This window comes from Streptomyces sp. NBRC 110028, from assembly GCF_001417735.1.
Taxonomy (GTDB): domain Bacteria; phylum Actinomycetota; class Actinomycetes; order Streptomycetales; family Streptomycetaceae; genus Streptomyces.
The window spans coordinates 421,722-442,922 of record NZ_BBUZ01000022.1 but is presented as its reverse complement, the minus strand read 5'-3'; the positions used below and the strand labels follow the sequence as shown (position 1 = coordinate 442,922).

At 73.6% G+C, this 21,201-nt stretch carries 18 protein-coding genes; 5 read left to right on the top strand and 13 right to left on the bottom strand.

The window, feature by feature from the left end; genetic code table 11:
• Positions 1-78: 78 nt before the first annotated feature.
• Positions 79-1,083 (bottom strand): Lrp/AsnC family transcriptional regulator, encoded by a 1,005-nt coding sequence (locus tag ASC60_RS02100; protein WP_055546068.1) that lies wholly within the window; start codon positions 1,081-1,083, stop codon positions 79-81.
• Between the two features lie 135 nt (positions 1,084-1,218).
• Here ASC60_RS02100 and ASC60_RS02095 point away from each other — a divergent pair, with 135 nt between their 5' ends.
• The 4 genes from ASC60_RS02095 to ASC60_RS02080 all read left to right on the top strand — a co-directional run bounded on the left by ASC60_RS02095 (position 1,219) and on the right by ASC60_RS02080 (position 5,981).
• Positions 1,219-2,766 carry an MFS transporter gene (locus ASC60_RS02095; protein ID WP_055546066.1) on the top strand — a complete coding sequence of 516 codons (1,548 nt, stop codon included), beginning with the start codon at positions 1,219-1,221 and terminating at the stop codon, positions 2,764-2,766.
• Between the two features lie 262 nt (positions 2,767-3,028).
• Positions 3,029-3,787 (top strand): hypothetical protein, encoded by a 759-nt coding sequence (locus tag ASC60_RS02090; protein ID WP_055546064.1) that lies wholly within the window; start codon positions 3,029-3,031, stop codon positions 3,785-3,787.
• 118 nt (positions 3,788-3,905) lie between these two features.
• The gene (locus tag ASC60_RS02085) at positions 3,906-4,616 is read left to right on the top strand and encodes a FadR/GntR family transcriptional regulator (RefSeq protein WP_055546062.1); all 711 of its coding nucleotides are present in this window, start codon (positions 3,906-3,908) and stop codon (positions 4,614-4,616) included.
• A gap of 48 nt (positions 4,617-4,664) precedes the next feature.
• Positions 4,665-5,981: an MFS transporter gene (locus ASC60_RS02080; RefSeq protein ID WP_055546060.1), complete on the top strand. Its 1,317-nt coding sequence runs from the start codon at positions 4,665-4,667 to the stop codon at positions 5,979-5,981.
• A gap of 117 nt (positions 5,982-6,098) precedes the next feature.
• On the opposite strand, the gene ASC60_RS02075 is transcribed toward ASC60_RS02080, so the two are convergent.
• The 8 genes from ASC60_RS02075 to ASC60_RS02040 form a co-directional block, all read right to left on the bottom strand.
• Complete coding sequence (locus ASC60_RS02075; protein ID WP_055546058.1) at positions 6,099-6,824, bottom strand: ABC transporter permease subunit; 726 nt, start codon at positions 6,822-6,824, stop codon at positions 6,099-6,101.
• Between the two features lie 14 nt (positions 6,825-6,838).
• Positions 6,839-7,765, bottom strand: coding sequence for an ABC transporter ATP-binding protein (locus tag ASC60_RS02070; protein WP_055546056.1), 927 nt, complete (start codon positions 7,763-7,765; stop codon positions 6,839-6,841).
• Positions 7,762-8,661: an ABC transporter permease subunit gene (locus ASC60_RS02065; protein ID WP_055546054.1), complete on the bottom strand. Its 900-nt coding sequence runs from the start codon at positions 8,659-8,661 to the stop codon at positions 7,762-7,764. Before ASC60_RS02065 ends, ASC60_RS02070 begins: the two co-directional genes overlap by 4 nt.
• Complete coding sequence (locus tag ASC60_RS02060; protein ID WP_055547120.1) at positions 8,651-9,700, bottom strand: ABC transporter ATP-binding protein; 1,050 nt, start codon at positions 9,698-9,700, stop codon at positions 8,651-8,653. The genes ASC60_RS02065 and ASC60_RS02060 overlap by 11 nt, the downstream gene beginning before the upstream one ends.
• 96 nt (positions 9,701-9,796) lie before the next feature.
• Positions 9,797-9,985, bottom strand: a complete 189-nt coding sequence (locus ASC60_RS02055; RefSeq protein ID WP_055546052.1) for a hypothetical protein — start codon at positions 9,983-9,985, stop codon at positions 9,797-9,799.
• Positions 9,986-10,133: 148 nt separating this feature from the next.
• Entirely contained in the window at positions 10,134-10,718 is a 585-nt protein-coding gene (locus ASC60_RS02050) for a hypothetical protein (protein WP_055546050.1), read from the bottom strand.
• Positions 10,719-10,724: 6 nt separating this feature from the next.
• A complete protein-coding gene (htpX, locus tag ASC60_RS02045) occupies positions 10,725-11,633 on the bottom strand; it encodes a zinc metalloprotease HtpX (RefSeq protein WP_055546048.1) in 909 nt (302 codons plus the stop codon).
• Between the two features lie 121 nt (positions 11,634-11,754).
• Positions 11,755-12,666, bottom strand: coding sequence for an LLM class flavin-dependent oxidoreductase (locus ASC60_RS02040; protein WP_055546046.1), 912 nt, complete (start codon positions 12,664-12,666; stop codon positions 11,755-11,757).
• A gap of 112 nt (positions 12,667-12,778) precedes the next feature.
• Here ASC60_RS02040 and ASC60_RS02035 point away from each other — a divergent pair, with 112 nt between their 5' ends.
• The gene (locus tag ASC60_RS02035; protein ID WP_199830840.1) at positions 12,779-13,660 is read left to right on the top strand and encodes a Cof-type HAD-IIB family hydrolase; all 882 of its coding nucleotides are present in this window, start codon (positions 12,779-12,781) and stop codon (positions 13,658-13,660) included.
• Positions 13,661-13,721: 61 nt separating this feature from the next.
• On the opposite strand, the gene ASC60_RS42000 is transcribed toward ASC60_RS02035, so the two are convergent.
• The 4 genes from ASC60_RS42000 to cydB all read right to left on the bottom strand — a co-directional run bounded on the left by ASC60_RS42000 (position 13,722) and on the right by cydB (position 21,193).
• Positions 13,722-14,540, bottom strand: coding sequence for a hypothetical protein (locus tag ASC60_RS42000; RefSeq protein ID WP_055546042.1), 819 nt, complete (start codon positions 14,538-14,540; stop codon positions 13,722-13,724).
• A gap of 167 nt (positions 14,541-14,707) precedes the next feature.
• A complete protein-coding gene (locus ASC60_RS02025) occupies positions 14,708-16,369 on the bottom strand; it encodes a GAF domain-containing sensor histidine kinase (RefSeq protein WP_199830839.1) in 1,662 nt (553 codons plus the stop codon).
• Positions 16,370-16,425: 56 nt separating this feature from the next.
• Positions 16,426-20,160: a thiol reductant ABC exporter subunit CydD gene (gene cydD, locus ASC60_RS02020; protein ID WP_055546040.1), complete on the bottom strand. Its 3,735-nt coding sequence runs from the start codon at positions 20,158-20,160 to the stop codon at positions 16,426-16,428.
• A 31-nt stretch (positions 20,161-20,191) separates the two neighbouring features.
• Positions 20,192-21,193, bottom strand: a complete 1,002-nt coding sequence (cydB, locus tag ASC60_RS02015) for a cytochrome d ubiquinol oxidase subunit II (RefSeq protein WP_055546038.1) — start codon at positions 21,191-21,193, stop codon at positions 20,192-20,194.
• Between the last annotated feature and the right edge of the window lie 8 nt (positions 21,194-21,201).

Here is a 21,201-nt window from a genome sequence, read left to right as displayed (position 1 = left end):
TCGACCAGCGGAGGTTCGGAGGTTCCTCCAAGTGGACCGGAAGAACGGCCAGTTCACCCCGTCCTTCGGCCCGCCGGTTCAGAAAGGAAGGCGCGACGGGTCGCGCGGCGTGGGGGGCAACGGCCCCGGCCCCTTGATCCTGCGGATGATCGGCGAGGTCTCCATATGCCGTACCGCGGGCAGCGCGGCGATCCGCGTCGTCAGATAGGTGTACAGCGCGGAGACGCCCTCGCACACCACGCTCGCCATCAGGTTGGTGGGCCCGGTGGTCGCGCACGCGAACGCGACCTCGGGGTGGTCCGCGAGCGCCTGGCCGGTGGCGGCCAGATCGGAGGGCGGCACCGACAGCCACAGCACGGCCGTGATGTCGTACCCGAACATGCGCTGACGCTGATCGACGTCGAAGTACAGCGTGCCGTCGGCGCGCAGCGCGGCGAGCCGGCGGCGTACCGTCGACTGCGACCAGCCGGTGGCGGCGGCGAGTTCGGCCAGCGGCGCCCGCCCGTCGCGCGCGAGGACCGCCAGCAGCTTCCGGTCCTCGGCGGTCAGGGCCCCGGCGGAACCCCCGGGGTGGTCCACCCCGGGAAAGGCGAGCCGTGCCGCCTGCTCGGGGCTCAGCGCACCCGACTTGTTGACCAGACCCAGCGCACCACCGAAGAACTGGTGCAGGACACAGTGCGCGCTCACCCCCGTCACTCGGGGCGTATGGGGCAGTTTGCGCAGCAGCAGCGCGTCGTTGTCCTGGCCGGACGCCGCCCGCGTCGTCGCGACGACCTCGGTCCCGTCGGACAGCACATGCACCCAGGAGGTGTCGGTGCGGCGGGCCAGCGCCTCGGCGACCGGCACCGCCGCGTCCGGCAGGCACCGCACCCGCACCATCCACGCCACCTCGCCGACCGCCATGGGGTCGGTCAGGCCCAGCACCCGGATCGCCCCCGTCGTCCGCAGCCGGGTGTAACGGCGCGCCACGGTCTGGTCGGAGACGCCCAGCACCTCGGCGATGCGGCTGAAGGGAGCCCGGCCGTCGAGCTGGAGGGCGTGCAGCAGCGCCCGGTCCAGATCGTCGCACGCGTCGGATTTCACCGATCAAAACTAGCCGGTGTCGGATAACGCCACCAGGCCCGGGCCGGCTGGAGGTGGAACCGGACCCTTGGCGACGGTGAGGGCCGCGGGGCCACGGCGACGGGCCGGCCCCCGGTTACCTCTTGGAGACTTTCCATGCGCAGCACATGGTGGCCACTGGCCGCCATCACACTCGGCAACTTCATGCTGCTGATAGACGTGACCATCGTGAACACCGCGCTGCCCCAGGTGGCGCACGGACTCGACGCGTCCTTCGCCTCCCTGCAGTGGGTGATGGACATCTACGCGCTGGCGCTCGCCGCGCTGCTCATGGTGGCCGGTTCGGCGGCCGACCTCTTCGGACGGCGGCGGCTGTATCTGCTCGGCCTCGCCGTCTTCGCCCTCTCCTCGCTGATCTGCGGGCTCGCCCCCGACGCCGGGGTGCTGATCGCCGCCCGCGCGGTCCAGGGCGCCGGGGCCGCGGCCATGTTCGCCACCAACACACCGCTGCTGATGGCCACCTACACCGGACGCGCCCGCGGCATCGCCTTCGGGGTGTGGGGCGGTACGAGCGGGGCGGCCGCGGCGGTCGGCCCGGTGCTGGGCGGGGTGCTCACCGAGTACGTCGACTGGCGGGCCATCTTCCTGGTCAACCTGCCGCTGACGGCCATCGCAGTGTGGATCACGGTCCGTACGATCGGCGAATCGCGCGGTGCGCCGGGGGCGCGCATCGACTGGCCGGGCGCCGCCTTTTTCACCGCGTGCGCCGGCGCGCTGACGTACGGGCTGATGCGGGGCGGCGAAGAGGGCTGGTCCGACCCCGGGGCGGTCGTCGCCCTGGCCGGTGCCGCGCTCGCGCTGATCGTCTTCGTCGCGGTGGAGCGCGGGGCCCGGCAGCCCCTGCTCGACCTGCGGCTTCTGCGCCGCCCGTCCTTCGCGGTGCTGATGGGCGCGGCCCTGCTGCTCCAGGCGGCGGCCTTCCCGTACCTCACCTACGCCGGGCTGTGGCTGCAGTCCGTACTCGGCATGAGCCCGGTACGGGCGGGGCTCGCGGTGACACCGATGGCGGGCGTCTCGCTGGTCGTCGGAGCGGCGGGCGGGCGCCTGCTGGAGAAGGCCGCGCCGGGGCGCACGCTCGGCGGCGGACTGTTGCTCGTAGGGGCGGGCGCGCTCGTCAACGCCACACTGGTGGACGCCACTTCGGACGGGACGGCCCTCGCCCCCGGCCTGGCGCTCGCGGGTCTCGGCATCGGCCTCGCCATGCCGGTCCTGGTGTCGGCGGCCCTCGGCGCCGCCCCGCCCGAGCGGGCGGGCATGGCCAGCGGCGCGGTGAACACCTTCCGCCAGCTGGGATACGCGCTCGGCATCGCGGTCCTGGGCACGGTCTTCTCGTCGCGGGTACGGGACGTGGTCACCGACAGCGGCACCGTCCCGTCCCGGGCATCAGGCCGGGCGGCCGACGCGATCAGCGGCGGTCACGCCGACGCCGTCATCACCGCCGCCCCGCCGCACCACGCGGCCGCGGCGCGCTCGCTGGTCCACGAGTCGTTCGCCGCCGGCCTCGACCGGATCTGCGTGATCTCCGGCATCACGGCCCTGGTGGCGGGCCTCCTCGTCCTCACCGTCGTCCGCGGCCGCCCGAAGCCCCCGGCCCCCGCCGGGCCACGGGCCGAACCGTCCCCGACGGAGCCGGTCGCGGCGTGAGCGCCCACCCATCCGGACGCACGCCGTCAACACGGCGGAATCGCGTAACCCTGCTGCAGTCGGATCGTTGTTCTAGATACGCGTTATGCGCGGAGGCAACGCGAGTTCGAGCTTCGGACGGGCGACGGATCGCCGGATGGCACGGCGGTTGGGTCTGAAAGAGGTATGGCAGCCTCCGCTCCTGGTCCCTGGATACGGGCGGCCATTGGTCCCTGGCTAGTGGGGCACGACACCACCCGTATCCACACCGGAAGGCACAGCCATGCCTACGCCACCCGAGACCGCGCTGCTGGAGTCGCGCGCGCTGCGCGACAGCGTGATCGAACGGACCGACATCCTCGACAAGGTCAAGATCCTCGCCATGCTCCCCGACGGGGTCCACGTCACCACACGCGTCGTCGCGGCGTACTTCGAGGTTGGGGAAGAAGCCATCAAGAGCCTGGCCAAGCGACACCGGGAGGAGTTCCACAGCAACGGGATGCACACGCTCCGAGGCTCTGACCTGCAAGTCTTTGAAAGGTCCAACATGGACCTTTCAGATTCGAGTTATCCACAGGGTCGCGCTCACCTCACCCTCTACCCCCGTCGCGCGGTGCTCAACATCGCCATGCTGCTGCGGGACAGCGATATCGCCAGGCGGGTACGGAAGTATCTGCTCGACGTCGAGGAGCATGCCCGGGCGGGGCAGGAGTCCGGCGCCGGGCGGCTTCCGCTCGAACAGATCCTGACCGAGCGGCTGCTGGAGGGGCCGGTCGGCAGCCGTCTCGACGCCGTCGAATCGCGGCTGGCCGATGTCGGTTCGGCGCTGCGGGAGCTGACCCCGTGGCTGGCCAGGATGTCGGCCCGGCTGGACGGCGTGGACCAGCGGCTCGACGCGCACGGCCGGGTGATCTGCGCCATGAGCGAGCGGCTCTGCGACCTCGGCGAGGACATGAAGGAAGTCCGCCGGGATGTCGCCCGGCTCAAGATCGCGGTGGAGCCCGGGCGTGCGGTCCGGGGCAAGGGGCGGCGTCGGCGGTAGCCACCGCCTGTCCGGTGGGCCGGTGCCCGTCCGGCTCACCGGGCAATGTAGGTGTCATAGCCATCTAGATTGTAGGATGACTGGGCAACCGGTTGAATCGAGGATGGAGCCACAGGACATGGCCTTGCGTGCCGCCGGGCGGCAGTCGCTCGTGGACACCGTCGTGGAGCAGTTGCGCGCACAGCTCGCCGAGGGCGAGTGGCGGGTCGGCGATCGCGTCCCGACCGAGCACGCGCTCGCCGAACAGCTCCAGGTCGGCCGGAACACGGTCCGGGAGGCGGTGCGCGTCCTCGTGCACGCCGGAATGCTCCAGTCCAGGCAGGGCGAGGGCACCTTCGTGATGTCCACCACCGACCCGGCCGAGGTGATGCGGGACGTACGGCGCGCCGGGATCCGGGACGTGCTGGAGCTGCGCATCGCGCTGGAGGCGGAGGGCGCCCGGCTCGCCGCGCTCCGGCATCAGCCCGGCGATCTGGCGCGGATGCGCGCGGCGCTGGCCTCGCAGGCGGCCTTCGAGGACGCCGAGGGGCAGCCGGAGTCCGGCAGCCATGAGCTGTACGCGGCGCATGACGTCGCGTTCCACACCGCCGTGGTCGACGCCGCGCACAACGCCGCGCTGAGCGCCACGTACGGCTGGTTCAGCAGTTCGGTGCGCGATGCGCTGGTGGCGTCGCTCGGCGACCGCGAGATGCCACGCATCGTGCCCGGCGACCACCACGCCCTCATCGACGCCATCGCGTCGGGCGACCCGACGGCTGCCGAGGACGCGGCGCGCGCCCTGCTGGAGACGCCGAAGCGCGCCGTCGAGACGCTGCTCGCCAACGGCTGAATTCCACCCCACCACCCACACCCCCACCACCACGGAACGGAGCCGTCCTTGTCACGCCCGCACACCCCCGCCCCCGAGGCCGGGATCGAGCCGCCGCTCGTCGACGCCGAGACGGATCTGCGGCCGACCCCGGAGGTGGCCGCCGCCCGGCGCACGCTGCGCGCCCACCCGGCGCTCGTCCTGGTCGGCATCGTGCTGGCGTCCCTCAACATGCGCGCCTCGCTCGCCGGGGTCTCCCCGCTGCTCGGCGAGATCAGCGGGGACTTCGGGCTGAGCGCGACCATGGGCAGCCTGGTCACCACGATCCCGCTGATCTTCATGGGGGTGGCCTCGCCGCTCGCGCCGAGGCTGGCCCGGCGCTGGGGCACCGAGACCGTGCTGCTGGCGGCGCTGGTGCTGCTGGGCGGCGGGATCCTGCTGCGCGTCGCGCCGCCGCTGGTCGCGCTGTTCGCCGGGTGCGCCCTGGTCGGCAGCGGGATCGCGCTGCTGAACGTGCTGATGCCGGGCCTGATCAAGCGGGACTTCCCGGACCGTGCGGCGGCCATGACCGCCCTCTACACCACCGCGATGATCGCCGGGGCGACCACCTCCGCCGCGGCCGCCGTCCCGCTGGAAAACGCGCTCGGCGGCTGGCGCGGCTCCCTCGCCTCCTGGTCGCTGCTGGCCGCCGTCGCGGCGCTGCTGTGGCTCCCGCAGGCGGTCCTCGCCCGGCGCGGCACGCAGCACGGTCAGGCCGCCGCGACGCCGGTCCGCAACAGGGACGGCAAGGGGGACGGCAACGGGGCCAGGGGCACGCTGTCCCGTTCGCCGCTGGCCTGGCAGGTGACGCTGTTCATGGGGCTGCAGTCGCTGATGGCGTACGTCACCATCGCCTGGATGCCGACGATCCTCACCGACCACGGCATGGACAAGGCCACCGCCGGTCTGGTCTTCGCCTTCAGCACGCTGGTACAGATGTCCGGTTCGTTCGTGGTGCCGCTGCTGGCCGGGCGGATGCGCTCGCAGCGGCTGCTGGCGGTCGTGGTGGCCGGAGTGATGGCGGCCGGGGTCACCGGGCTGCTGCTGGCCCCGGTGGCCGGGGCCTGGGCGTGGGCGGCGCTGATCGGTGTGGGGCAGGGCGGCACGGTGGGCCTCGCGCTCACCTTGATGGTGCTGCGGACCAGGGATGCCCACACCTCGGCGCGGCTGTCGGGGATGGCGCAGACCTGGGGGTATCTGCTGGCCGCCGCGGGCCCGCTGGCGCTCGGCGCGGTACACCAGGCCACCGGCGGCTGGACGCTGCCGCTCCTGCTGATGCTCGCGGTGTGCGCGGCGCTGGCCCTGCTGGGGCTGGGCGCGGGGCGCGACCGCACGATCGCGTCCTGACGCGCACCGCGCGCCACCCCCGGACACAGCGGGGCGGCGGTCGTCGTGACGACCGCCGCCCCGGGGGATACCGGCCGCCTCGTCAATCGCCGGCGGCCGTCATCGACCGTGTCGCGCTCACTCCTCCCCGGCGAGGGTGAGGGAGCGCATCTTCTGCCCCGCGTACCAGGTGGCGGCCCCGGTCACGACGATCAGCAGGATGACGCCGGTCGTCAGGCCCACGTCCGAGGTGACCGCCTCGTCCGTGATCTTCTGGGCGATCGCCAGCGACCACTGCTGGACGCTGAGGGTCTTGGCCCCGGCCACCAGGCTGCCGAAGAAGGCCTCCCAGACCAGGGCGTAGACCAGGCCGAACACGACCGCGTGCCGGGTGATCGTGCCCAGCAGCAGGAAGATCGCGCTGTAGGCGACGGACGCCACGGCGGCGGCCACGGCGTAGCCGACCGCCAGGTTGTGTCCGTTGCCGCCCAGGATGAAGCCCGCCAGCAGGGTGGGCAGGGCCGAGAAGGCGACCGTGACGCCGATCGCGACGATCAGCTTGGTGACGATGATCGTGGGCCGCTTCACCGGCTTGGCCAGCAGATAGATGACCGAGCCGTCGTCGATCTCCGGTCCGATCGCCCCGGTCCCGGCGATCACGCCGATCAGCGGGACCATGGTGGCGATCGCGAAGCCGCCCAGGACGGAGTTGGTGGTGGAGTCGTCGCCTCCGGTCAGCAGCCGTACGGCGAGCGAGATGGCCACCAGCAGCGCGGGCAGCAGGAAGAGGATCAGCGCGCGGCGGCGGCCGAGCAGGGCTCGGTAGGTGAGCCGGGCGACGGTGGGATGGTAGAGCGCGGGCATCGCAGGGGCTCCTTTCAGGCCGCGACGAGGTAGGAGAACACGCTCTCCAGGGACTCGTCGGAGGGCGAGACCGTGAGGAGCCTGATGCCCTGTTCACGGGCGACGCGGGGCAGCAGTTCGGTGAAGCGTGTGAAGTCGACGGCCTGGATGTGGAGTCCGCCGTCGGCGCCGTCGCTCGCGTCCACCTGGATCCCGGCGGTCGACGGGTCGGCGATGAGGGCGGCAGCGAGCGCGCGGTCGTCGCTGGACCGTACGAGATAGCGGTGCGGACGGTCCGTCATCAACCGGCGGATCTTGCGGAAGTCGCCGGAGGCGGCGTGCCGTCCCGCGACGATCACCTCGATGTGCGAGGCCAGTTGCTCGACCTCCTCCAGGATGTGCGAGGAGAACAGCACGGTGCGGCCCTCCGCGCCCATCCGCCGCAGCAGCTCCATCAGCTGCATCCGCTGGCGCGGGTCCATGCCGTTGAACGGCTCGTCGAGGAGCAGCACCGACGGCTCGTGGACCAGGGCGGAGGCCATCTTCACGCGCTGGCGCATGCCCTTGCTGTACGTGGAGATCTTGCGCGCTCCCGCGTAGTCCATCTCGACGGTGTCGAGCGCCTTGCGGGCGGCGGCGCGGGGGTCGGGCAGTCCGTGCAGTTCGGCGTTGGCGATGACGAACTCGCGGCCGGTGAGGAAGTCGTACATCCCCTCGCGCTCGGGGACGATGCCGATGTGGCGGTAGGCCTGTTCGTTGCGCCAGATCGCGGCGCCGTCGAGGGTGACGCTGCCGGTGGAGGGGGCCAGGAAGCCGCCCATCATGTTGATGAGGGTGGACTTCCCCGCGCCGTTGGGGCCCAGCAGCCCGGTGACCCCGGGGCCGATCGTCATGGTCACGTCGTTGACGGCCACGACGTTCCCGAACCAGCGCGAGACGTTGTCGATGGCGATCGTGGTCACAGCCCGACCTTTCGGTAGCGGCGCAGCAGCAGCCCGAACGAGCCGGCGATCAGGCCGAGAAGGACGAGGACGTAGACGGCGCCGGGCCCGGCACCCGGGCCGAAGCCGCCGGGGAAGGAGGAACTGGCGCCGAGGAACGCCGTCTGCACCCCGTCGATGATCGTGATCGGCGAGAACAGTCCGAGCCAGCGCACCGGGCCGGTGGCGTCCTGGGCGAACGCGATGGCCTGGACGGTGGACACCGCGCCGTAGGAGATGGTCAGCACGGCGATGACGGCGGCGACGCCGAAGCCGCGCCGCGGGGTGGCCGCGGCGATGACCAGGCTGATGCCGGCGAAGAGGAGCGAGAGCAGTCCCACGGAGACCAGTCCTTGCGCGAAGCCCTTCGTCTGGTCGGCGAAGTCGAGCTTGGCGAGCAGGGCCCCGGCGTACAGGATCACCAGGGGCGAGGCGGTGAGCAGGAAGAGGGCGGAGGCCATGGCGCCGAACTTGGCCACCACGTAGTCCACCGTCTCGATCGGGCGCGAGAAGTAGAGCGGGATCGTCTTGAACCGCAGATCGCGGGAGACGGCCTGCGGCGCCTGGGCGGCGATGTACAGGCCGATGACCGCCTGGAGCATGATCGCGTAACGGGTGTACTCGACCGGGAGCTTCTTGAGGTCGGTGGCGATGGCGACCGAGACGCTGATCGCCGCGGGCGCGCACATGACGGCGAACAGCAGCATCGGCGCGACCTTGGACTTCGCGGAGCGGCCGAGGCCGTAGGCGCCGCGCAGGGTCTGCGCGAAGAGCGAGCGGCGGGCGTAGGCGCGGCCGAGCCGGGGGCCGTCGTAGTGGCGGTAGCCGATGTTGTGAATGACGTCGGCGCGCTGCTGGGGCACGGTCTCAGACGGCATCGACGGCACCTCCGTTTCCCTTGCTGGTCCCGTGTGCGACGCCTTGACCGCCGCCCTGACCGCCGCCGTCTTCGGAGCTGAAGATCTCGGCGATGCGGTGGCGGCGCTGCTCCATGCGGACCAGGCCGAGACCGAGACCGGCGATGGCGTCCCGGACCGTGTCGTACGTCTCCTCGCCCGCGACGTCCACGAGCAGCAGATGGTCGGAAGCCGGCGCCCCGTCCGCTCCGCGGCGCGCGGGCGAGGCGGTGAGCCCGGCCCGGTCCAGGGCGGCGCGCAGCGCGGCGGTGCCGTCCGGGTGCTCGTCGGTGTCGGTCACCTCGACCGCGAGGGAGGCCGTCACCTGGGTGAAGTCGCTGGTGGAGCTGGAGCGCAGCAGCTTGCCGCCGTCGATGACGACGACGTGGTCGCAGGTGCGCTCCAGCTCACCGAGCAGGTGCGAGGTGACCAGGACCGAGATGCCGAAGTCGGTGTGGATGCGGCGGATCAGGCCGAGCATGTCGTCGCGGCCGACCGGGTCGAGGCCGTTGGTCGGCTCGTCCAGCAGGACCAGCTTCGGGTCGTGCACCAGCGCCTGGGCGAGCTTGACGCGCTGCTTCATCCCGGTCGAGTAGCCGCCGATGGGGCGATATCGCTCCTCGTACAGCCCGACGTGGCGCAGCGTGTCGGCGGTGCGCTCGCGGGCGGCGGACGGCGGCAGGCCGGACATGCGCGCCATGTGGACGACGAACTCCGTCGCCGACACATCCGGCGGCAGGCAGTCGTGCTCGGGCATGTAGCCCACGCTCTCGCGGATGGCACTGCCCTCGGTGGCGACGTCGAGGCCGAGGACGGCGGCGCGGCCCTCGCTGGCGGGGGACAGCCCGAGCAGGATCTTGATCAGGGTCGACTTGCCGGCGCCGTTGGCACCCACCAGGCCCGTGACGCCCGGTGTGATGTCGACGGACAGCCGGTCGAGCGCGGTGACCCTGGGGAACCGCTTGCTCAGGCTTTCGGTGGCGATCACAGTCACGTGTTCGACGGTAGTGGTGTGAGCCATGGTCCACGTCACCCCAGACGGCTGGTTTTCCCTACTCCTCGGGTCTGACACGCCCGTAGGGGGGAGGGGGTGCCTCTCCGGCGGCGTCCCGGGGCGTCACGCCCGGGCGGCGTCCGGGGCGAGCCGGGCCCGGGCGCGCTCGGGGCAGCGAGCGGTGAACAGGACCGGCAGGACGAATCCGGCGGCCCGCACCACCAGCGGCACCCGGCTGCCCAGACCGCCGGCCACCGAGGCGGCCGGCGCCGCGGCGGTCGGGGTGAGGACCGCCCAGACCGAGGAGATCACCCGTTGATCCGCCGGACACGGCGGTGTGCCACGCCTCGTGCGGTGCCTGCCGCCGGGCGATACCGGTGGTGAAGGGGTGCCCGACCACGAGCGTCGCCCAGGCGGTGACGGCCGGCCTGCCCATCGACAGCCCCCGCCCCCGCGGGCGTCAGAGCCCCGGCGCGCCCCACACCGGGAACCACCGGCTCAGGTCCTGCTCGATCCGCAGATCGTCCCCCAGCAGCGCCCGGGCCTGGAGTTCCAGGGCGTTGTCCCGCTTCTCGGCGGCGCCCGGCAGCGGGGCGAAGGGATAGAACGTGCCGCGCTTGTACAGGTAGACCAGCGCGAGCGAACGCCCCGCCGCCTCGTGGAAGCCGAGCAGCGAACACAGCAGCTGCGGGCCGAACCCGCCGTCCTGGAGCAGTGTGTTGACCGCGTGCAGGTCGTTCACCAGGGCCGCCACGTCGTCCGGCGGCTGCCGTGCCAGCAGCCAGGTGTAGCCGTATCCGTCCTGGCTGAACTCCACGGGCACCCCGCCCCGGCCGGTGTCAGCGTCCAGCAGCTCCCGTACGTCCTGCTGGAGCCGGCCGAAGGCACCGCCCTCGACGCTCGCGAAGCAGACCGACCCGAGTCCGGTCGGGGTGAACCCGGCCCCCGCCTCCAGGGTGACGGCGGCCGACGGCAGCCCGAAGAGCTGGTCGAGGTCGGGCCGTACGGGCTTGCTGCGGCCGAGGATGATGTCGAGGAGTCCCACGCGCCCTCAGCTCCTCCCCGGCTGGCCCAGCTGGGCGGCGATGCGCCCGAGCTGCCCGAGCCGCTGCTCCAGGCTCGGGTGCGAGGACAGCAGCCGGCTGAGGCTTTCCCCGGAGAGGGCGGGGGCGAAGAAGAAGGCGTTGAACGGCTCGGCCTTGCGCAGATCGCGGGTCGGGATGCGGGCCATCTGCCCGGTCACCTTGGTGAGGGCCGCGGCCAGCGCCGAGGGGCGGCCGGTCAGCAGGGCACCGGCCCGGTCGGCGGACAGCTCGCGGTAGCGGGACAGCAGCCGGGTCAGCAGAAAGCTGATCGTGTACACCACGGCGCTGACCAGCGGGATCAGCAGGACCGCTATGCCTACGTTGCTGTTGCGGCTGCCGCGGGACAGCCCGCCCCACAGGGCGGCCCGGGTCATGATTCCCGCCAGCACCCCGAGGAACGAGGCGATGGTCATGACCGCCACATCGCGGTGCGCGACATGGGACAGCTCATGGGCGAGGACGCCTTCGAGCTCGTCCGGCTCCAGCCGCCGCAGCAGCCCCGTCGTCGCGCACACCAGCGCGTTCTTCTGGCCGCGGCCCGTCGCGAACGCGTTCGGCACATCGGTGTCGGCGATCGCCACCCGCGGCTTCGGCATGTCCGCCAGCGCGCACAGCCGGTCCACCGCGCCGTGCAGCTCGGGCGCCTGCTGCGGGGTGACCTCCCGGGCGCCCATGCTGAACGCCGCGATCCGGTCGCTGAACCAGAACTGCGCGACGAACAGCCCGCCCGCGATGAGCAGGATCAGCGGCCAGGCACCGCGCAGCAGCGCGATCAGCACACCGACGAAGACCACGTAGAGCAGGCCGATGAAGAACATGGTCATGACCATGCGGGTGGTCAGCCCTCGGTCGGGGGCATAGCGGGTACGCGGCATGGGTGCCTCCACAGTCACTGCGGCAGCGGGAGCCTCTACACCCGATTCTGCTCCTCATTCCGGCATTCGCCGCATTCACGGCTTCCACCGGAATTCCCGGCATACCCGCCGGAACCCGGTGTCAGAGGGCGGCGACCCGCTCCGCGCCCTCCGTGGCGATCTTCTCGAAGACCCCGGGGTCGGCCGCGAAGACCGAGTCGGCGATCGGCCAGTGCAGCACGATCTCGTCGATGCCCAGCCGCGCGTGCTCGCCCGCGAAGTCGACGAAGGCGTCCACCGAGCTGAGCGGACGGGTCCCGTCCGGGGTGAAGCCGGTGAGCAGGATCTTGTGCGGCTCGTCCGCGTCCCGCCCGGTGTCGGCGCACGCCTTGCCGAGCCGCTCGATCTGGCAGCCGATGGCGGCCAGCGAATCGGCGGGCGTACCCGTCTCGAAGAGCTTCGGGTCGCCCGTGGTCACCCACGCCTGCCCGTACCGCGCCGCGAGCCGCATCCCGCGCGGGCCGGTGGCCGCGACCGCGAACGGCAGCCGGGGGCGCTGCGCGCAGCCGGGGATGTTGCGGACCTCGCGCGCGCTGTAGTACCCGCCCTCGTGACTCACCACGTCGTGCGTCAGCAGCCGGTCGAGCAGCTCGACGAACTCGCCGAACCGATCCGCCCGCTCCCGCGGCGTCCACGCCTCCTCCGCGCCGCGCAGCAGCGCCGTCGCGTCGAAGCCGGAACCGCCCGCGCCGATGCCGAGCGTGACGCGCCCGCCGGAGATGTCGTCCAGCGAGATCAGCTCCTTGGCGAGCGTCACCGGGTGCCGGAAGTTGGGGGAGGTGACCAGCGTGCCCAGCCGCAGCCGGGAGGTCGCCGCGGCGGCCGCCGTCAGCGTCGGCACCGCCCCGAACCAGGGCCCGTCGCGGAAGCTGCGCCAGGACAGGTGGTCGTAGGTGTACGCCGCGTGGAAACCCAGCTCCTCGGCGCGCCGCCATAGCTCCCTGCCGCCGTCGGCCCAGCGGTGGACGGGCAGGATCACGGTGCTCACTCGCATGGCGTCGAGCCTAAGCGGTGCCGGTGACAGCGGCGCACGGTCCGGCCGCAGGAAGGGCCGCGGAGCACGATCGAGCGCCCTTCCCGCACCCATGAGCGGCCCATGCGGGAGGATGGTTGCCGTGACTCCAGCGATCGAGCAGCCCGAGAACCCGGCCCCCGGCCGTTCCTCCTCCGCCCCGCCCCGGCCCCGGCTGATCGCCACCGACCTCGACGGCACGCTGCTGCGGGACGACAAGACGGTCTCCGACCGCACCGTCGCGGCGCTCGACGCGGCCGAGCGGGCGGGCATCGAGGTGTTCTTCGTCACCGGCCGCCCGTCCCGCTGGATGGACGTGGTCAGCGCCCATGTGCACGGGCACGGCCTGGCGATCTGCGCGAACGGCGCCGCCGTGGTCGACCTCCACCAGGGCGGGCTGCTGGTCGAGGTCCGCCCGCTGGCCGCCGACCGGGCGCTGGCCGTCGTGGAGGAGCTGCGCCGGGCCGCCCCCGGCACGTCCTTCGCGGTCGAGCGCAGCGGCGGCATCTTCTACGAGCCGGAGTACCCGCCCTTCCACCTCGACCCCGGCGCGATCATCGCCCCCGCCGAGAAGCTGCTCGGCGACGGCTTCCAGCACGCCGGCACCCCGGTCCTCAAGCTGCTCGCGCACCACAAGGAGCTGGCCCCCGACGCGTTCCTCCGGCTCGCCCGCGCCGTCGCGGGCGACCACGGCGACTTCACCCGCTCCAGCCCCTCCGCCCTGCTGGAGGTCAGCGGCCCGGGCGTCAGCAAGGCCTCCACGCTGGCCATGTGCTGCGCCGAGCGCGGCATCGCCGCGGAGGAGGTCGTGGCGTTCGGCGACATGCCCAACGACCTGGAGATGCTGACCTGGGCGGGCACCTCGTACGCGATGGCCAACGCCCACCCCGACGTGCTCGCCGCCACCACGCACCGCACCGGCGCCAACACCGAGGACGGCGTCGCCGCCGTCATCGAGCGGATCCTGTCCCGGTGAGAACCGGCACCGCCCCCGGCCGCCGCGCGGCCGGGGGCGGTCGTGTCCGACCGGAGCCGGTTTACCAGAAGATGACGGCGTACCCGTTGCCCCCCGCGGTGCCGTTGCCGCCCGCGGTCCCCGGGGTGGTGCCGCCGCCGGCGATGCCGCCGGTGCCGCCGTTGCCGCCCGCGCCGGTGTTCGTCAGGGGAAGCCCCACGATGCCGTCGACCGCGTCGCCGCCCGCGCCGCCGTCGTCGCCGTCCTGGCCGTCCTCACCGGTCCGGTTGACCGCGTAGATGCTGTTGCAGGCACCGGTGCCGCCGGCACCGCCGGCGCCCGGCGTGCCCTGGACCGCACCGGTCGCTCCACCGCCGCCGGTGCCGCCGAGGCCGCCGCCGGCGATGAGCTGGGTACCGCTGAGGGAGGCCAGGGTCGTCTGGCCGCCGTTGCCACCGGTCGTGCCGGCGGTACCGCTCGCGGTGCCACCGGTACCGCCGGTACCCAGGTCCACCGAGTAGGTGGCGAACGGCGTGACCGGAATGACGCACCAGGTGAAGCCGCCGGCCCCGCCGCCACCACCGGTGCCACCCCCGGCGGCGCTGCTGGCGCCGCCACCGCCGCCACCGCCACCGCCCGCGCCCCATGCCTGGATGTGCACCGAGGTGACCCCCGGGGGCGGCGTGAAGGTGCCGTCCGCGGTGAACTCCTGCACCCCGTGGATGATGGTCGGCGGCTTCGGGGGCTTGGGGTGGCCTCCACCGGTCATCGCGGTGTCGTCCGCCTGGGCCGGCGCCATGGTCAGCAGCTGGCTGGACATGGCCGCCGCGGTCGCGACGGAGGCGAAGAAGACCCGGCGGCGCGTCCGGGAGCGCCGAGGAGTAGGACTCTGGCTGTTCACGTGATGACTTCCTTCCCCGCAAGAAGCTGTCGCGGAGTGTGAAGGGATACGGAGGACCGAGCGGCCCGCGAGGCTCATCCCATCCGCGGTTCCGGAAGCCCGCATTCTGACGGACCGATAGTTGGACCGCGTAGGTGAGGAGTTGGGCCGCCCGGACGACGTACGCCCTACAGCGGCACCTGCCAGACCACCGTCGTGCCGCCCCGGCCGGACCCGCTCCCCGCTCCGGGACCCGGCCCGTAGGTGCTCCACCCGCCCAGCGCCTCCGCCCGCCGGGCCAGGTTCGCGAGCCCGCTGCGCCGCCCGCCCGCCGGAACGCCCACCCCGTCGTCCGCGACCGTCAGCCGCACCACCGGACGCCCGTCGGCGAGCCGGGCCGTCACGTCCACGACCACCTCGATGCGCGTCGCCCGGGCATGCCGGAAGGCGTTGGACAGCGCCTCGCGCAGCGCCGCGACGAGACTGCTCCCGGCCGGTTCGCCGACCTTCGTGTCGACCGGGCCGATGAAGCTGAGCGACGGCTGGAACCCGAGCGGCACCGCGGCCGCCCCCACCTCCCGCAGCACCCGGGTACGCAGCCCGGACGGCGCGCTCTCCGGGCCCTGCTGCAGCGCGAAGATCGCCGTCCGTATCTCCCGGATGGTGGCGCCCAGTTCCCCGGCGGCCCGCTCCACCTGTTCCCCCACCTCCGGCGCCTGCGCGTGGCGCCGCACGCTCTCCAGCAGCATCCCCGTGGCGAACAGCCGCTGGATGACCAGGTCGTGCAGATCACGGGCGATCCGGTCCCGCTCCTCCAGCACCGCCAGCCGCTCCCGGTCGCGCTGCGCCTCGGCGAGCACCAGCGCGACCGCGGCCTGCGCCGCGAACTGGAGGGCGAGCCTGCGTTCGGTGGCGGTGAACGGCCGGGCGCCGGAATCGCGCGGGGTCGCGAGCACGCCCAGCACCCGGTCGCCGCCGCTCAGCGGCAGCATCATGTTCGGCCCGTAGCGGCCCAGGACACCGGCGACCGGCCGGGGTTCGGCGGCCGGGTCGTCGATGAACACCGGCTCCCCGGCCAGCAGCCGCGGCACGGCCGGGGACCGGGCCGGGACGACCGTGCCGAGCAGCGCGGTCCCCCGCCGCGGATCCGCGGCGTCCACCGCCACGACCTCCAGCCCGCCGCCCTCCTCCGGCACCAGCACGATGCCCGCCGCCGAACCGGCCAGATGACGCGCCTTCTCCGCCACCACCACCAGGGCGTCCTCGGCGTCGCCGGACAGCAGGGAGTGGGTGACGGCCACCGAACCGTCGATCCACCGCTCCCGCTGCCGGGTCGCCTCGTGGAAGCGGGCGTTGCCGATGGCGATCCCCGCCTCCGTCGCCAGCACCTTGACCAGGTGCAGATCGGACACGCTGAACGCCCCGCCGTCCCGCTTCTCGGCGAGGCACAGATGGCCGAAGGCCTCGTCCCCGACCCGGATCGGCACCCCGAGGAAGGACCGCGGCAGCGGATCGGCCGGCAGCGCCCCCGCCCCGGCGGACCGCCCGGCGAGCAGCGAGCGGCACCGCGCCCGGTCCGCCTCGGTCACCCCGTACGTGATGACATCGGCGAGCCCCTGGCCCACCGCGTCGTTCACGCCGATCGCCGCGCACCGCGCGCCCGCCAGCTCGGCCGCGGTCTCGGCGATCCGGTCGAGGACCACGCGCAGCTCCAGGCCGGTGCCGATGGAGCGCATCGCCTCCAGCAGCCGCGGTACGCGCGCGGTCAGCTCGGTGGACAGCCCCTGGAGCCCACGCGTCGCCTCCGCGGCGATGTCCAGGGGGTCCGGTGAGGGTGCCGAGGCCGCCATGGTCCGAGCCTATTTTTTCCCCGCCCGATCCGCCTGGCGGGGCAGTGGCTCGCCGGTCAGGCGAGCGCCACGCGGTGGGGTCCGGCCTCCGCGGCCTCGCGCTCCAGCATGCGGCGGAACGGCCCGTCCGCCGCGGCCAGTTCCGAGTACGGGCCGCGCTGCACCGCACGGCCGCCGTCGAGCACGATCACCTCGTCGACCGCTTCCAGCCCCGCGAGCCGGTGGGTGATCAGCACGGTCGTACGGCCCCGGGTCGCCGTCAGCAGGTCGGCGGTCAGCGCGTCGGCCGTCGGCAGGTCCAGGTGCTCGGCGGGTTCGTCCAGCACCAGCACCGGGAAGTCCGCCAGCAGCGCGCGGGCCAGCGCGAGCCGCTGCCGCTGGCCGCCGGAGAGCCGGGCGCCCAGCTCCCCGACGTGGGTGTCGAGACCGTCCGGCAGCCCGTCCACCCACTCCAGCAGCCGCGCGGCGGCCAGCGCCGCGCGCAGCTCGTCGTCGCTCGCGCCGGGGTGTGCGAGCCGCAGGTTCTCCCGCAGCGAGCTGTCGAAGATGTGCGCGTCCTGGGCGCACAGCCCGACCAGCCGCCGCACCGCGTCCCCGTCCACGGCCGCCGCGTCCCGGCCCGCCAGGGTGTACGTACCGCTCTCGGCGTCCAGGAAGCGCAGCAGCACCTGGGCCAGCGTGGTCTTGCCGGAGCCGGACGGGCCGACGACCGCGACCCGGCGGCCCGGGCGCAGCTCCAGGTCGAACCCGTCCAGCGCCCGGGCGCGCTGCCCCGCGTGGCGCGCCGACAGCCCGCGCACCACCAGCGGGAAGGCCGTCCGGGGCGGTTCCCCGGTGCCGCCGTCCCGTACCGGAAGCGGCGCGTCGATCACCTCGTACACCCGCTCGGCGGCCCGCCGCACCCGCTGCCGGTGCTGCACCGCGAGCGGCAGCCCGGCGACCGCCTCGAAGGCGGCCAGCGGCGTCAGCACCACGACGGCCAGCCACACCCCGTGGATCCGCCCGTCGGCCACCGCCCCGACCCCGGCCCACGCGGCGACGGCGACGGTCAGACCGCATACGAGGGCGGACAGCCCGGCGCCCGCGCCGGTGGCGGCGGCGCCCCGCCGGGCGATCCGGGTGAGCACCCCGTCGGCCCGCCGCACCGCGTCCAGCCGGCGCGGCAGCGCACCCGCCACCGTCAGCTCGGCGGTTCCGGCCAGCAGATCCACCACCTGCGCCGACAGCGCGCCGCGCGCGGGCGACAGACGGCGCTCCGCGCGCCGGGCCAGCGCGCCCGACACGGCGGGCACCACCGCCCCCGCCACCAGCAGCCCGACGGCGAGCACGGCCCCGGCCGCGGGCAGCACCCAGGCGGTGAACGCGACCGAGGCGGCGCTCACGACCAGCGCCGCGCCGACCGGCAGCAACCAGCGCAGGAAGTAGTCCTGGACGGCGTCCACATCGGCCACCAGCCGGGAGAGCAGATCCCCGCGCCGGGTCTCCTTCAGCCCCGCGGGCGCCAGCCGCTCCAGCCGCCGGTAGACGGCGACCCGCAGCTCGGCCAGCACCCGGAGCGCGGCGTCGTGCGAGACCAGCCGCTCGGCGTAGCGGAAGACGGCCCGGCCGATCCCGAACGCCCGCGTCGCGGTGACCGCCACCATCAGATACAGCACCGGAGGCTGCTGCGACGCCCGCGCGATCAGCCACCCGGACACGGCCATCAGCCCGACGGCGCTCAGCAGCGCGAGGCTCCCGAGCAGCAGCGCGAGCCCGAACCGCCCCCGCCCGCCCCGCGCGGCCGCCCGCATCCGGGCGAGCACTCCGGCAGCCGCCGTGTCCGTACCGCGGGCCGCCGTGTCGTCCGGACCCGTCAAGCGCGCCTCGGCACGCGCAGGCGCAGCCGTCCGCGCGGCGGCGGTGTCGCCCCTGGCGCGCCCGAGCGTGGCGCCTGCGGCGGCCTCGCGCTCGCCACTCGCCGCACCCGGGTCGTGCGCCGACACCCCGGAACCCGCGGCAGTCCCGCCATCGGCGCGCCGCGCGGGCAGGCCCCCGGCAGCCGCGTCACCCGCCTCCACGAGACGTGCCACATCACCGGTCCCGTCCCGCCCCACGCCCGGTCCGCCGTCACCGCACCCGGCCGCGGACGCGGGCGCGGACGCGGACGCGGACGCAGGCCCCGGCAGGGCGATGACGCGGTCGGCCAGCGGCAGCAGCGCCGGGCGGTGGACGACCAGGAGGACCGTGCGGCCCTCGGCCAGCCGCCGCACCGCGTCGACGACCGCCGCCTCCGTCGCACCGTCGAGGTTCGCGGTGGGCTCGTCCAGCAGCAGCACCGGACGGTCGGCCAGGAAGGCGCGGGCCAGGGCGATCCGCTGGCGCTGGCCCGCGGACAGGCCCGCGCCCATCTCGCCGAGCCGGGTCCCGGCCCCCTCCGGGAGCGCGGAGACGAAGCCGAGGGCGTCGGCCTGCCGCAGGGCGTCACGCACCGCCGCGTCGTCGGCGCCGGGCCGTGCCAGCCGGACGTTCTCCGCGATGGTCCCGGCGAACAGATACGGACGCTGCGGCACCCAGGCGATCTGGCGGCGCCAGCTCTGGGGGTCGAGCGACGCCAGGTCGCGGCCGCCCGCCAGCACCCGGCCCCCGGACGGTTCCGCGAAGCCCAGCACGGCGTTCAGCAGGGTCGTCTTGCCCGTGCCGCTGGGGCCGGTGATCGCCACCGTCTCCCCGGGGCGGACCTCGAACGAGACCGGGGCCAGGGAGGGCGCGGCGCGCCCGGGGTGACGGACGGTCAGTCCGTCGACCGTGAGCGCGGCACCCCGGGCGTCGGGCGCGGGGAGCACACCGGCGGCGGCCGGTTCCCGCTCCAGCACGGCGAACGCCTCGTCCGCCGCCGCCAGGCCCTCGGCCGCCGCGTGGTACTGCGCGCCCACCTGCCGCAGCGGCAGATACGCCTCGGGCGCGAGGACGAGCACCATCAGCCCGGTGTACAGGTCCAGTTCGCCGTGGACGAGACGCATGCCGATGCCGACCGCGACCAGCGCGACGGACAGCGTGGACAGCAGCTCCAGGGCGAAGGAGGACAGGAAGGCGAGCCGCAGCGTCTTCAGCGTGGCCCGCCGGTAGTCGGCGGTGATGGACCGGATCGCGGCGGCCTGGGCCTTGGCGCGGCCGAAGACCTTGAGGGTCGGCAGTCCGGCGACGACGTCGAGGAAGTGGCCGGACAGCCGGGACAGCAGCCGCCACTGGCGGTCCATCCGGGCCTGGGTGGCCCAGCCGATGAGCACCATGAACAGCGGGATCAGCGGCAGGGTGGCGACGATGACCACCGCCGAGACCCAGTCGGCGGTGACGATCCGGGCGAGCACCGCCGCCGGGACCACCACCGCGAGACCGAGCTGGGGCAGATAGCGGGCGAAGTAGTCGTCCAGCGCGTCGACGCCACGGGTGGCGAGGGTGGTGAGTTCGCCGGTGCGCTGGGAGTCCAGCCAGCCGGGCCCCAGCCGCACGGCCCGCTCCAGGAGCCTCAGCCGCAGCTCCGACTTGACCGCGGCGCTCGCCCGGTGCGCGGCCAGCTCGGTCAGCCAGGAAACGGCGGCCCGGCCCCCGGCGATCAGCGCCAGCCAGATCAGCGGCGTGGTCAGGGCACCGGTGCCCTGACCCCGTTGGAACGCGTCCACCACGATCTCGGCGATCAGCATGGCCTGCGCGATGACGAGCCCGGCCCCGGCGAGCCCCAGCGCCACGGACGCCGCCAGGAAGAACCGGGTCGCCCGCGCGTACCGGAGCAGCCGGGGGTCGATTGGTTTCACGTGAAACACACCACCTGAAGCATCGCGTGCGTCAGTGCGCCGCGGGGATGTGCCGGGTGCCGATGCGCTTGCGGAAGACCCAGTACGTCCATGCCTGGTAGGCCATGATCAGCGGCATCATGATGACCCCGACCCACGTCATGATCTTCAACGGGTAGGCGCTGGCGGCCGCGTTCGCCGCCGTCAGGCTCCACTTCGGATCCAGCGACGAGGGCATGACGTCCGGGAAGAGCGCCAGGAAGAGCATCGCGACCGACGCCGCGATGGCCGCCCCGGACAGGCCGAACGCCCAGCCCTCACGCCCGCGCGCGTTCATCACCAGGGCCGCGGCCAGCGCCGCCACCACGACGGCCACCGCGACCAGGCTGCGCCCGTCGCCGCTGTCGGCCTGGGTCCAGCCCAGGAACGGCAGCGCGGCCACGGCCGCGACGGGGCCGAGCCGGGCCGCGTACCGGCGCGACCGCGTCCGGATGTCCCCGGTCGTCTTGAGCGCGGCGAAGACCGCGCCGTGGAAGGTGAACAGCAGCAGCGTGACGAGGCCGCCGAGCAGGGCGTACGGGGTGATCAGGTCACCCAGGCCGCCCACGTAGTTCTTGTCCGGGCCGATCGGCACCCCGTGCACCAGGTTCGCGAAGATCGCGCCCCACAGGAACGCGGGAAGCAGCGAGCACCAGAAGATCGCGTGCTCCCAGTTGCGCTGCCAGCGGTCCTCGGCGCGCTTGTGCCGGTACTCGAAGGCGACGCCGCGCAGGATCAGACAGACCAGGATGGTCAGCAGCGGCAGATAGAAGCCGCTGAAGAGGGTCGCGTACCAGTCGGGGAAGGCGGCGAAGGTGGCACCGGCGGCCGTGATCAGCCAGACCTCGTTACCGTCCCACACCGGCCCGATGGTGTTGATCAGCACACGGCGCTCGGTGCGGTCCCGGGCGAGCAGCTTGGTCAGCACGCCGATGCCGAAGTCGAAGCCTTCGAGGAAGAAGTAGCCGGTCCACAGGAAGGCGATCAGCAGGAACCAGAAGTCGTGAAGGTGCATGAGTCTCT